Source organism: Roseovarius litorisediminis (assembly GCF_900172295.1).
Lineage (GTDB): Bacteria > Pseudomonadota > Alphaproteobacteria > Rhodobacterales > Rhodobacteraceae > Roseovarius > Roseovarius litorisediminis.
This window is the reverse complement of sequence record NZ_FWFL01000016.1, coordinates 18,186-31,008: the sequence shown is the minus strand read 5'-3', so window position 1 is coordinate 31,008 and position 12,823 is coordinate 18,186. Positions and strand designations below refer to the sequence as shown.

General features: G+C 56.0%; 11 protein-coding genes. 6 read left to right on the top strand and 5 right to left on the bottom strand.

Translation table 11 applies throughout. The features are described from left to right. Positions 1 to 132: 132 nt before the first annotated feature. Positions 133 to 1,137, bottom strand: a complete 1,005-nt coding sequence (locus PEL8287_RS19010) for a hypothetical protein (protein WP_139837871.1) — start codon at positions 1,135 to 1,137, stop codon at positions 133 to 135. Positions 1,138 to 1,563: 426 nt separating this feature from the next. Between PEL8287_RS19010 and PEL8287_RS19005 the strand changes: the two genes are divergently transcribed. The 6 genes from PEL8287_RS19005 to PEL8287_RS18980 all read left to right on the top strand — a co-directional run bounded on the left by PEL8287_RS19005 (position 1,564) and on the right by PEL8287_RS18980 (position 9,432). Then, a complete protein-coding gene (locus PEL8287_RS19005) occupies positions 1,564 to 3,135 on the top strand; it encodes an inorganic phosphate transporter (protein ID WP_085894028.1) in 1,572 nt (523 codons plus the stop codon). Positions 3,136 to 3,264: 129 nt separating this feature from the next. After that, on the top strand, positions 3,265 to 5,073 hold the full coding sequence (locus PEL8287_RS19000; RefSeq protein WP_085894027.1) for a Na/Pi cotransporter family protein: 1,809 nt from the start codon (positions 3,265 to 3,267) through the stop codon (positions 5,071 to 5,073). Between the two features lie 80 nt (positions 5,074 to 5,153). Then, positions 5,154 to 5,405, top strand: a complete 252-nt coding sequence (locus tag PEL8287_RS18995; protein WP_085894026.1) for a hypothetical protein — start codon at positions 5,154 to 5,156, stop codon at positions 5,403 to 5,405. Positions 5,406 to 5,498: 93 nt separating this feature from the next. After that, entirely contained in the window at positions 5,499 to 7,199 is a 1,701-nt protein-coding gene (ade, locus tag PEL8287_RS18990) for an adenine deaminase (protein WP_085894025.1), read from the top strand. 166 nt (positions 7,200 to 7,365) lie between these two features. Continuing rightward, on the top strand, positions 7,366 to 8,766 hold the full coding sequence (locus PEL8287_RS18985) for a selenium-binding protein SBP56-related protein (protein WP_085894024.1): 1,401 nt from the start codon (positions 7,366 to 7,368) through the stop codon (positions 8,764 to 8,766). Positions 8,767 to 8,769: 3 nt separating this feature from the next. Then, on the top strand, positions 8,770 to 9,432 hold the full coding sequence (locus tag PEL8287_RS18980; RefSeq protein WP_085894023.1) for a hypothetical protein: 663 nt from the start codon (positions 8,770 to 8,772) through the stop codon (positions 9,430 to 9,432). A 17-nt stretch (positions 9,433 to 9,449) separates the two neighbouring features. Here PEL8287_RS18980 and PEL8287_RS18975 read toward each other — a convergent pair whose 3' ends face one another. From PEL8287_RS18975 to PEL8287_RS18960, 4 genes are read right to left on the bottom strand one after another with little or no spacing between them, the layout of a single operon-like run. Next, positions 9,450 to 10,139: an ABC transporter ATP-binding protein gene (locus tag PEL8287_RS18975; protein WP_085894022.1), complete on the bottom strand. Its 690-nt coding sequence runs from the start codon at positions 10,137 to 10,139 to the stop codon at positions 9,450 to 9,452. Beyond that, positions 10,136 to 10,885: an ABC transporter ATP-binding protein gene (locus tag PEL8287_RS18970; RefSeq protein WP_085894021.1), complete on the bottom strand. Its 750-nt coding sequence runs from the start codon at positions 10,883 to 10,885 to the stop codon at positions 10,136 to 10,138. Before PEL8287_RS18970 ends, PEL8287_RS18975 begins: the two co-directional genes overlap by 4 nt. After that, the gene (locus PEL8287_RS18965) at positions 10,878 to 11,861 is read right to left on the bottom strand and encodes a branched-chain amino acid ABC transporter permease (RefSeq protein ID WP_085894020.1); all 984 of its coding nucleotides are present in this window, start codon (positions 11,859 to 11,861) and stop codon (positions 10,878 to 10,880) included. Before PEL8287_RS18965 ends, PEL8287_RS18970 begins: the two co-directional genes overlap by 8 nt. Then, a complete protein-coding gene (locus tag PEL8287_RS18960) occupies positions 11,858 to 12,778 on the bottom strand; it encodes a branched-chain amino acid ABC transporter permease (RefSeq protein WP_085894019.1) in 921 nt (306 codons plus the stop codon). The genes PEL8287_RS18965 and PEL8287_RS18960 overlap by 4 nt, the downstream gene beginning before the upstream one ends. Positions 12,779 to 12,823: the final 45 nt, after the last annotated feature.

The following is a 12,823-nucleotide window of genomic DNA, read 5'->3' as shown; positions in this document are numbered from 1 at the left end:
CTCGTAGAACAGCGCCGGTTGCGCTTCCTGCCTCGGTCCCATCATCGCCGGTCCTCCCCCTCGATTACAGGAATTGAATCAGCAGTTCAGACTTCGATCAAGGAAGAGTTTTTCAACAAAATAAGCCGAAGTTTAACTCAATCGATACCTTCCCTTTGCTTTGGAAATCCTATCGCTCACCGAAACCGGATGCTCTTTAACTATTCGTTGTAACGCTCCAACATGGTTTTCTAAGAAGTCATCGAAATCGTCGGCAGATACCTCTGCAATAGCGGTGCAGGTGACAAGCAATCCGGCTAGCTGTGCGTCCAACTCGCGCATTTTAGCATCGCGGTTCGCTTCGATAACATCGCTGGGCAGTACGCCCGAGCAGTTCTGCAACAGGTCGTTGCCAATTACATCTTTGAACTGCCTCCAAAGGCAATGAATTGGCCAACGCGCGCGGTTTGAATCTGCGATGGCTGTGCAGTAGTGAATTCGCTGCAATGCGTCTCCAATGACGTCGTGGATGTCCTGCCAGTTGCGCATCGCGAAGCGGTTGCGCAGTTGTCTGGAGCCAAGGCGCATCTCAAAGCGGCAGACATGGCTTGATGCGCGATCCTTGAGGTCAATGGGAGGCTTCCCAGCGGCTTTCAGGGCCGCGTCCCAGATGGTCAACCATCCAAGCTTGTTGTGCTGAATTACTTCGGCCCGTTTGTCGTAGATCGCGATTTGGCGGTTTGCCACGGCACCAGCGCGAAGGCCCACGGCCCGCGCCCCGCTGGAAACGGTCGCAGTTTCATCAACGCCTGTGTATTCCATCACCTTTGTTCCGGGCGGAACAACCAGTGCTTCGCGGTTAGGCTCAAACCACGGGGCGAGAAAATCTACGGCGAAGTCGGCACGCGCCACGCGTAGCTGCGTTTCCGCATATTTGATTCCGAAGGCTTCCATGCATTCCCTGAAATGTTGCTCAGCCCGTTCAAGCTCACCTGTGGCAAGGCCAAAGGCGCGGAAATCAACTGTTATGCCGGGATTGTTGAGAATGCGGTTCTGGGGGTCTTGGAATAGCCAGATCGCACCATGGTCGCCTGTGTGGGCGGTATATCCGCGCGCGCCCTTATTAGTCACGCTCAAGGCGACCGGTCCAAACTGCACAATGCAATCACTGTGCGTGTCCCTTGCGTGTTTTTAGGCGGCCTCAAGTTCGTCTCGGAGAATTTGGGGGATACAAGCCACTACAGCGATGAGTTCAAGCGCGAGGCGGTGCATCCGATCAAGGTGCAGGTCACATTCGACAAAAGAAATAGCGCTTCAATGAGTAACTCATAGCGATTTAACAAGAAATTACAGCGAGTTGGACACGATCGGATGTGGACTCGGGTGGGGTTGGCCTCAGCATGAAACCGACCCAGTTTCCATGACTTGTCTCAAGGCAAGAAACCACGATTTGTGGCAGGGTCTAAGCGGTTTGGGTGTGTCGGGAACCTGGCAGTGTTGTTTTACGGAATCATTTTTTTTTGAACGTGCTGAGCGGACTCTCATCCGAGGAATTGACTGTTTTTGCTGGCGAGGGAGCATTGGATGAAGATCCGGGATTATCTGAAGATTGAAAGCGCAGCGAGTATCAGCCGTTCTGAAGTAGGACGGTTGGGTACAGCAATAATTTTCATTGTTGCGGTCATGCTGTTCACCGGAGCGAAATTTGCCCATGTCGAGCAATCCTTTCTGTTAGTCGCGGCAGCGGTGATTGGCGCCTATATGGCAATGAATATCGGTGCCAATGATGTGGCGAACAACGTTGGACCCGCAGTGGGGTCCTATGCTTTGACATTGACAGGGGCGATTATAATCGCCGCTGTATTCGAGGCCGGAGGGGCGCTTATTGCCGGTGGCGACGTGGTAAAAACGGTCAAGAACGGCATTATTGACCCGGCCAATCTGGGCAATAGCGACGAGTATGTCTGGGCGATGATGGGGGCGCTGCTGGGTGCTGCGATCTGGCTGAACGCGGCAACCTGGCTGGGTGCCCCCGTGTCGACCACCCATTCTATTGTGGGTGGCGTAATGGGCGCAGGTATTGCCGCGGCCGGATGGGATATTGTCAATTGGGGTTCGGTCACAAGTATCGCAATGAGCTGGGTGATCTCACCCGTGATCGGCGGAATAATTGCGGCCGGGTTTCTATATATCCTGAAAAAACTGGTCTTTTTCAAAGGAAACCCGGTGGCAGAGGCCCAAAAGGTCGTCCCCTTCATGATTGCGCTAATGGCCTGGGCGTTTACCACCTATATCGCCATGAAAGGTTTGAAGCATATCATCAAAGTCTCCTTTCCGATGGCGGTTTCCCTTGGGTTGATTGCGGCGGTGATCACGCTGCTTGTCGTGCGTCCTTTGATTGCGAAATCGGCACCAAAACTTGGCGAGGACCGGGATGGCGTTAATCGGCTGTTCACTATCCCGCTGATTTTTTCAGCTGCGATGCTAAGCTTCGCCCATGGCGCCAATGACGTCGCCAATGCTGTGGGCCCGTTGGCAGGAATTGTAGACGTCCTGTCAGCCGGTGAGGGTGGCGCGAAGGTCGCAATCCCCATGTGGGTCATGGGAATCGGCGCGCTTGGGATCTCGTTTGGCCTTGCATTGTTCGGGCCCAAACTGATCCGCACCGTCGGATCGGAGATCACTGAACTTGACCGCTCACGTGCCTTTTGCATTGCGCTTTCGGCAGCGATTACGGTGATTGTCGCCAGTCAACTTGGCATGCCGATCAGTTCAACCCATGTAGCACTTGGCGCCGTGTTTGGTGTTGGCTTTCTACGAGAGTTTCTGGACCAGAGAATTGGTAGAGTTGTCGAAGATGTACTGGCTAGGCATCAGGGTAAACCGGATTTTGTTGAAGCCGAGGCCGTATTGCGCGGGTTTCAGAATGCCCCGGCTGAGGACAAGCTGCGTATTCTGAATGCACTGAAGCGCATGGGCCCCGAGGCTGTGATTACGGCGGCGCAGCGCAAGGAGCTGCAAAAAGCGCTAAAACGCCAGCTGGTCAGCCGCTCATCGCTTTTCAAGATAGTATCGGCCTGGATCATCACATTGCCGGTATCGGCCTTTCTGGCTGCGTTGTTCTTCTTTGTCCTTCGCGGCATGATGCTGCCCTAGACTGCTTCGACACATTGTTGGACCGAGGCAATATGTCGAAACACGCACGGGCTGAAAATTCGATGCGTTTCGAGTTAGAGCCGCATTTAAACTTGAAGTCGAAATGCCTTTTCGGGAACCCTGATCTAGATGAAAAAATACTTCTTGCCCGTTGCACTAAGCGCACTGATATTTGGTTTCTGGCTCAGCCCGGATTTTCAGCAGATCGCTGCCGGTGTCGCGATCTTCTTGTTCGGTATGCTTATGCTAGAGGATGGCTTCAAGCTGTTCAGTGGTGGCTATCTGGAGCGGATGCTGGAAAAGGCGACCGGTTCCACAGTCCGGTCGGTGATTTTTGGTATCGTGTCGACGACGGTCATGCAATCCAGCTCGCTTGTGTCGGTGATTACTATCTCATTCTTAAGTGCGGGCCTGATATCGCTGATCGGTGGCGTCGGGATCATCTTTGGCGCAAACATCGGTACAACAACCGGGGCTTGGCTGGTGGCCGGGTTTGGCCTGAAGGTCAATATCGCCGCTTATGCCATGCCAATGATCGCGGTAAGTATCATCCTGGTATTCCAGCGGGCCAAATATCTGCGCGGGATTGGTTATGCCTTGGCTGGGTTGGGGTTTCTGTTTCTGGGCATCCACTTTATGAAAGTGGGTTTTGAGTCATTCAAGGATCAGCTGGATCTGACCCGTTTTGCGATGACGGGCTTGCTGGGGTTGATTGTCTATACCTTGATTGGCATGAGTGCGACGGTGATCATGCAATCCAGTCATGCGACGATGGTTCTGATCATTACCGCGCTTGCGGCAGGGCAGATATCGTATGAAAACGCTTTGGCACTGGCCATCGGCGCCAACATCGGCACCACGATTACCGCGATCATCGGATCACTCAGCGCAAACTTTCAAGGCAAAAGACTGGCGCTTGCGCACCTGATCTTCAATGTGGTGACCGCAGCTGTGGCGCTGGTTTTTATCAGACCCATCCGGGATGCGGTGGATTGGGTCAGCGCCGGCGTTGGCATCGCGGACAGTGATTATGCGCTGAAACTTGCGGTGTTCCACACCATTTTTAACGCGCTTGGTGTCATGATCATGTTACCGTTGCTGAACAGGCTGATCGCATTCCTGGAGCGCAAGATTGTTGAACCGGTGCCTGACAAAAGCAAGCCAAAATACCTGTCGGAAGCGGTGGATGAGTTTCCGGAAACGATCGAGGCTGCGATGCGCAAAGAGGTGAAGCACCTCTATGAAAACGCCGTCGAGCTGATTGCGCATGGCCTGAACCTGAGCCGTCATGAGCTGTTTGAAACGGACGATATCGCGGCCACCGTCAGGGCCAGTCGAAAGCCGGTCGATTTTGATATCGATGAACGGTACGAGGCGCGGGTAAAAACGCTGTATGCGGCGATCGTGGATTTCGCGACACGCACCGGCGCCAAGAACCTGTCACCGGACGTAACGGACCGGGTTTACGTTCTGCGTGATGTTGCCGGAAAGATTGTGCATGTCGTGAAATCCATTAAACATCTGCGGCGCAACGCAACGGAATACACAATCCAAAATCAAGGTGCGGTGACCGAGATTTACAACGGTTTGAGAACTGAAATTGCCCGCATCCTTGTCGAGATCCGCAAGCTTGATCAGGCCGAACCCGAAGACCGTAGCCATCTGTGGCTTGATGAAGAAGCAGCACATGTAGAAGAGGATGCAAAGAACAGTATCCGTGTCGTGGATGCGCTGATCCGCAAAGGCAGTCTTGATGCGGATGCGGCGACATCATTCCTTAACGATTCCGACTATGCCTATGGCGCAATGCGAGACCTGTTGAGCGTCGCGCGGGCGTTTTACATCGAATCTGACAGCGCTGTTGCCGAGGTTGAACGCCTTCTGGCGATGGATGAAGAAGACGTTGCCGAAGTGGCTGCAGAGGCGACAGAAGCATAAGCCGAGGCTACCCTCGGGTTTTTCGAAAACGACGCACCCTGCGACAATACAATGGGGCGCACAAACGCAAGAGGCGAAAAATGGGGTTAAAGAAATATGCTGAAAAGCTGGACGATTATTTTGAACGTTTGAAACAAGGCAAGGCCGAGAAGATCGAGGCAACCCATGTGGAAAAGGTGATCCGCAAGCTGAATGCTAAAAAGCAGCAACTGCTGGACGAGATCCAAACCACCACAAAAGAGTCGAAAAAGGCACGTTTGGAGCAAAAGTTACTGTTTGCTGCAGAACATATCAAACGCGCGGAAATGTTACTGGAGCAGATTTCCAAATAGGGATGGCAAAGCCTGCGGGTTCGGAGGTCTGGGGCAGGGCAGCTCGGAGATGATCCCCATTGGCTATGGCACTATTGTCGGGCAGAGTGAGCTATGACCAAGGAACAACTGGAAAACCGGATCGAACAGGCGCGCGGTGACGCGCCCGCTGATGTGGTGCTGCGCGGAGGGCGGGTGTTTGATCTGATCACCGGCGCGCTGCTGGAGGGGGATGTCGCCATTTGCGGCGATACCATTGTGGGCATTTGCGAAAATTACGAGGGGGCACGGGTGATAGATGTCACCGGCCTGACCCTTGTGCCCGGATTTATCGACACGCATCTACATATCGAAAGCTCGCTGATAACCCCTTTTGAATTTGACCGATGTGTTACCCCTCATGGGGTGACAACGGCCATCTGTGACCCCCATGAGATTGCCAATGTCGTGGGGGTGGATGGTATTCGCTATTTCCAGCAGGCCAGCGGCCACACTGTCATGGATATCAAGGTACAGTTGTCGTCTTGTGTGCCGTCCACCGACATGGAAACTGCCGGGGCCAGGATTGACGCAGGTGATCTGGCCGGGTTGATGGGCCATCCGTCGGGTATCGGGCTTGCCGAATTCATGAATTACCCCGGGGTGATTCACCGTGATCCGGGTGCCATGGCCAAGCTGGCCCTGTTTGAAGGCCTGCATGTGGACGGGCATTGCCCACAACTGACTGGCCGCGATCTGAATGCCTATATCGCTGCCGGTGTTGCCACCGAGCACGAGGCGACCACGGCGAAAGAAGCGTTGGAGAAGTTGCGCAAGGGTATGCGGGTGCTGATCCGCGAAGGTTCGGTCAGCAAAGACCTACATGCATTGCAACCTGTTTTGACGGATATCACCGCGCCTTACATGTGCCTGTGCACGGATGACCGCAATCCGCTGGACATCGCCAACGAAGGGCATCTGGACTTCATGATCCGGACACTGATTTCCCTTGGTACACCGCCGCTGGCCGCATATCGCGCCGCGTCTCTGTCTGGGGCCGAGGCGTTTGGGTTAAAGGATCGAGGCCTGATCGCGCCAGGTAAGCGGGCGGATATCGTGGCCATCGGATCACTTGAAGCCTGTGATGTGCGGATGGTTGTCTGTGGAGGGCAGGTCGCGGATGAGGCGGCGTTTGCTAGCCGAGAGGCTATAGAACCTGTTGGGCGGCAATCGGTCAAGGCGCCGACGGTTACGGCCGAGAACTTCCGTGCTGCAGGCAATCGCGAAACCACGGATGTGATAGGTATCCTGCAAGGCAAGATCATTACCGAGCATCTGCAAGAAGAAATAGCGATAGAGGATGGCGACAAGCGCCCTGACCCTGCGCGCGATCTGGTGCGTATTGCCGTGATCGAACGACACGGCATCAACGGCAATATTGCCACTGGCTTTGTTCGGGGCTTCGGGCTGCAAGAAGGGGCCATTGCCTCTACCGTATGCCATGACCATCACAACATTGCCTGTGTCGGCATCGACTATTCGGATATGGCGCTGGCGGCCAACCGGTTGGGCGAGATTGAAGGGGGGATCGTGGTGACCCAAAACGGCAAAGTGCTGGCCGAACTGGCCTTGCCGCTGGCCGGGTTGATGAGCCTGGACAGTTTCGAAGAGGTGCGTGAGCGGCTAGGCGACCTGCACCTTGCGGCCAAATCGCTTGGCGTGACACTGCAAGAGCCATTCCTGCAACTGGCGTTTCTGGCGCTGCCAGTGATTCCGGCGCTAAAGATAACGGATCGAGGGCTGGTCGATGTTGTGAAATTTGAGATCATTGCGTAACGGAACAGCTCCCTCCGGTACCATGATGTTATAGTCCGGCTTTCCATTCGGAACTTCGGGTTTGGGAATATTTTCCAAAAGCCGGAAAATCACGTTAAGCTGAATTGCAGATTGGCGCGCCGTTCTGGAAAAGTATGCGCGCTGACTCAACAAAGGGAGAGACGCGATGAACATCAAACCAGATCCGACATTCCACGCCTCGGCCAAACTGGCTATGGAAGCCCCGGCTGAAAAACTGGCATTTACACTGATGCTAAGCCCCGATGGTTCGCAACCAGATGGGTTGGCAGTTGTGGATGTCGATCCGATTTCAAAAACCTATGGCCAGATCGTGCATAGCCTGTTCATGCCCAACAAGGGCGACGAATTTCATCATTTCGGCTGGAATGCCTGCTCATCATCATTGTCACCGCTGACCGGTCACGCCTTTCTTGAGCGGCGCTATCTGATCATTCCGGGCATTCGTTCCTCGCGCATCTATATCATTGACGTGAAAGAGCCGCTGAAGGCGAAAATCCACAAGATCATTGAACCGGAAGAGGTGTTTGCCAAAACCGGGTATTCGCGACCACACACGATCCATTGTGGGCCGGAAGGGATTTATGTCAGCACCCTTGGTGGTGGCGGTCCCGATGGCACTGACGGCCCTCCGGGCATGTTCATCATGGATTGCGAGACGTTTGATATCCTTGGTCGCTATGAAATGGACCGGGGCGTGCAGGACAAGCAGTATGATTTCTGGTGGAACCTGCCGCGCAACTACATGGTCAGTTCCGAATGGGGTCTGCCGCCACAGTTTGAAAACGGCATCGTGCCCGAGGATCTGCTGAGTAACAAATACGGCCATTCGATTCATTTCTGGGATCTGCGTGGGCGTAAGAATGTGCAGACCATCGATTTTGGTGAAAACCATCAGATGGCACTGGAAATCCGCCCCGCCCATGACCCGGCTAAGGAATACGGATTTTGCGGTGTGGTCGTGGATACGACCAATCTGGAAGGGTCAATCTGGACATGGTGGCGCAAAGAGGACGGCACGTTTGACGCCAAGAAAACTGTCACCATCCCGCCGCAGGCCGCTGATCCTGACGACCTGCCAGAGTTGCTCAAGGGGTTCTCGGCAGTGCCACCGCTGGTGACAGACATCGACCTCAGTCTTGATGACAAATACCTTTATGTGGCCTGCTGGGGCACGGGTGAGATGCATCAATACGATGTCAGCGACCCGATGAACCCTAAGTTGGCCGGCAAGGTTGAACTGGGCGGGATCGTAGCTGATACCAAGCATCCAAACGGCAAGGATTTTGCCTATGGTCCGCAAATGGTGGAAATCAGCCGCGATGGCAAACGCGTCTATTGGACAAACTCGCTTTATTCCAGCTGGGACGATCAGTTCTATCCAGATGACGAAGGCGGGCAGATGGTGATGGCCAATGTGGGTGAAAACGGCGGTCTGACGCTGGACAAGGATTTCTATGTCGAATTCCCCAAAGGTTACCGTTCGCACCAGATCCGGCTAGAGGGCGGCGACTGTTCGACCGACAGTTTCTGCTATCCCAACGTCTGACCCTTGGAGGACGTAACAACTGCAACGGCCTTGTGGTGGGCCGTTGTGGGCGCAGGTGTTTATCACGGGCTGAATCCCGGAATGGGCTGGCCACTGGCCGTGTCGGCGGCGCTGATGGAAAAGCGCCGATCGGCCCTGTGGGGCGCGCTGGCCGCTTTGGCGGCAGGGCATTTTTTGGCGATGACAGCGATCCTGCTGCCGTTTTCGATGATGGCGGCATTGGTCGAGTGGCAAACGTCGATCCGGGTCGGGGCAGGGCTGCTGGTGGTGGTGCTTGGGCTCTATCTGTTGATCAACCGAAGGCATCCCAGGTTTCTGGCCCGCGTGCCACCGTCGCGGCTGGCCTTGTGGTCCTTTCTGGCCGCGATGGCGCATGGCGCAGGGCTGATGCTGGTACCGATTTTTTTAGGGATTTGTGCCCCTTCCGAGGTGGACGCCGGGCATGGCGCGGCGGGCGCCTTGATGGCTGGAAATGTTGGTACGGCTTTTTTTGTAGCTTTCGTGCATACACTGGCGATGAGTTTGGCAGGGGGCATTCTGGCGGCGATCATGTATTTCTGGCTCGGGCTGAAATTCCTGTCAAAGACGTGGTTCAATCTGGATGTCGTCTGGGCGCTGAGCCTGATTGTAGTAGGCGGCATCGGGGTGGCGACCGCATTGAACTGAGGCCACGCACTGCAGCTTCAGACGCCGATATAGCGGCTGGAAATCTTGTCTGTCAGGTCGTTAAACTTGCCGCACCAAACGGTTTCACCACGCTGAAGGATCACGGCAGTATCAGCAACCTGTCCCAGTTCCGTGAGAGATTTGTCGACAAGAAGAATGGCCATGCCGGTTTCGCGTTTCAACGTGCTGATGGCGGCCCAGATTTCCTGTCGCACGATAGGTGCCAGCCCTTCTGTCGCCTCATCAAGGATCAAAAGGCGGGGGTTAGTCATCAGGGCGCGGCCAATTGCCAGCATCTGCTGTTCGCCGCCCGACAGAGTGGCAGCCAGTTGATCGCGGCGTTCGGCCAGCCGGGGAAAAAGCCCTGTCACGCGGGTGAAATCCCAAGGGCCAGGCCGGGCGGCGGCGATCAGGTTTTCGTGCACGGTCAGATTTGGGAAACAACGCCGGCCTTCGGGCACCAGTCCAATGCCAAGGCGTGCGACCCTGTGCGACGGCAGGCAGCTCAGGTCCTGGCCATCAAATGTGATTGTGCCGCCGGTGACCGGCAACATCCGGCAGATTGCGCTGACGGTGGTTGTTTTGCCCATGCCGTTACGCCCCATCAGGGCCATGACCTGACCTGCCTCAAGCGATAGTGAAACGTCGAACAAGGCCTGGCTTGCCCCGTAAGCGACGGTTACATTTGAGAGAGACAGAAGGCTCATGCGTCTCCCCCCAGATAGGCATGGCGTACCTGGGCGTTGGCGCGAATCTCGGCCACCGTGCCAGTGGCGATGATCTTGCCGTAGACCAGAACCGACAGGCGGTCGGCCAAGGCAAAGACTGCATCCATGTCATGTTCGACCAACAGGATCGGCGCCTGTTCTCGAAGTCTGTCCAAAAAACCGGTCATGCGTTTTGAGCCTTCGGCCCCCATGCCAGCCATCGGTTCATCCATGATAAAAGCTTTGGGTTTCAGGGTCAGGGCGACGGCAATCTCAAGTTGGCGCCGCTGGCCATGCGACAGCTCGGCGGTACGTGTGGCCGCCTGATCAGCCAGCCCGACGCGGCCCAGTGCGTCCATCGCTGTGCTGCGCAACGCGCTGTTATTAAGCGCGGAACGGAACATGCTGAAGGCCCCGCCGCGGGCGCCCAAAGCGCCAAGAGTGACATTTTGCAGCGCAGTGTCTTCCATCGCCAGTGCCGAGACCTGAAATGTGCGCGCCAGCCCTGCGCCAGCACGTGCCTGCGTGCTAAGGCCGGTGACATCCCTGCCCAGAAGTTCGATCCGCCCGGCGTCGGGGGTAAGGTTGCCGCAGATCTGTTTGATCAGAGTGGACTTCCCGGCGCCGTTGGGGCCGATGACCGCGTGAATCTCGCCAGGTCGCAGTTCGATGCTGACCTTGTCGCAAGCCTTGAGCGCGCCGAATGTTTTGGTGATGCCGTGGGTGGCCAAAATGGGGTTAGTCATGGGCCACCTGCCTGCCAGCAAGCATGCCGATGATGCCGCCGCGCGCGAAAAGCACGACAAGCAGCAACAGCACCCCAAGATAGATGTGCCAATACTCTGACAATCCACCAAGGAAATGTTCGAGTGTGATGAAAAGCGCCGCTCCGGCGACAGGGCCATAAAGGCGCCCGACGCCCCCCAGAATGATAAAAACCATGATCTCACCACTGGTTTGCCAACTGAACATGGTGGGACTGACAAACCGGTTGAGATCGGCAAAAAGTGCTCCTGAAAGTCCGGTGATCGCCCCGGAAATGACAAAGGCGGTCAGGCGCAGGCGGAACGGGCTGAGGCCCACGGTTTCAACCCGTTCAGGGCATTGCCGGCTTGCGTTCAGCGCCAGACCAAAGGGTGATTTTGCCAGACAGGCGTTGAACCACAGTGCCAGAACCAGCAAGCTGTAGCAGATGCCAAAGAAATGAATCGGAACAAGCGTGTTCAGCCCCGGAAAGCCATTGCGAACATAGATCGACAGCCCGTCTTCGCCGCCATAGGCAGGCCAGCTGATGGCGAAGAAATAGAACATCTGCCCAAAGGCTAGTGTGATCATGATGAAATAGACGCCCGAAGTGCGCAGCGACAGCGCGCCGATCACCAGCGCTGCAAGGGCAGAGGCCGCAACCGCAACCAGCCAGATTACCGGCATGAATTTTGTGCCCTCGATCAAAATCGGCCATTCCATCAGCGCTGTGTAGCTTTGCGCGTGGCTGGCAAGGATGCCCATCGCGTAGCCGCCAATGCCAAAAAAAGCCGCATGGCCAAGGCTGATCAACCCGCCGATTCCCAAGGCGATGTTCAGCCCTACACCGGCCAGCGCAAGGATCGCCACCTTGGTGGCCAGTGTGATGGTAAAGGGCGCATCACCCGCCATGGCCCAAAGTGGCACAACCGCCAGGCCCAGCAGCAGAACCATGTTGATCAAAAATTCGCGATTCATACGGCACCGCCAAACAGGCCTTTGGGGCGCCAGACCAGCACCGCAGCCATCAGGATATAGATCAGCATGGAGGATACCGCCGATCCGGTGGCGCTGGCGGCGGAATTGTCCATGAACATCCGGAAAAGAGCGGGCATGGCGATACTGCCCAAAGTGCTGGTCAGCCCGACCATCAGCGCGCCGATCAAAGCACCTTTGATAGACCCGATGCCGCCGATCACGATGACAACGAACGCCAGGATCAGAACCGGCTCTCCCATGCCCACCTGAACCGACTGGATGGCCCCCACCAATGCGCCTGCCAGTCCGGCCAGTGCTGCCCCAAGGGCAAATACAATGGTGTAGAGCTTAGAAATATCCACCCCAAGGGCGGCGATCATTTCACGGTCGGATTCTCCGGCGCGGATTTGGATCCCCAACCGCGTGCGCGAGATCAGCAGAAACAGACCCGCTGCAACGGCAAGGCCCGCGGCGATGAGGGCCAGACGATAAAGAGGATAGTGAATGCCTCCGGGCAGGGTGACGGGCCCCGAAAGATAGTCGGGAATGTCCAGATAGAGCGGAAAAGACCCAAAAAGCCACCTTGTGCCTTCGGAAAAGATAAGGATCAGCGCAAAGGTGGCCAGTACCTGATCCAGATGATCGCGTGCATAAAGCCTGCGGATAATCAGGAGTTCCACCAGGGCGCCCGCGGCCGCTGCGGCGGCCAGTGCCGCAATCAACGCCAACAGGAACGATCCGGTTGCCCCTGCCACGGCCGCTGCAGCAAAAGCGCCGACCATATAGAGCGAGCCATGCGCCAGATTGATCAGGCCCATCACCCCAAAAACCAGCGTCAGCCCGGCGGCCATGAGAAACAGCATGACCCCGAACTGAAGCCCGTTCAGGACCTGTTCAATGAATAGGATGGTTGTCACGAAGGGTGCCTTTTGGGCTGAGGCAGGCGCAACCGGGGCGCCTGC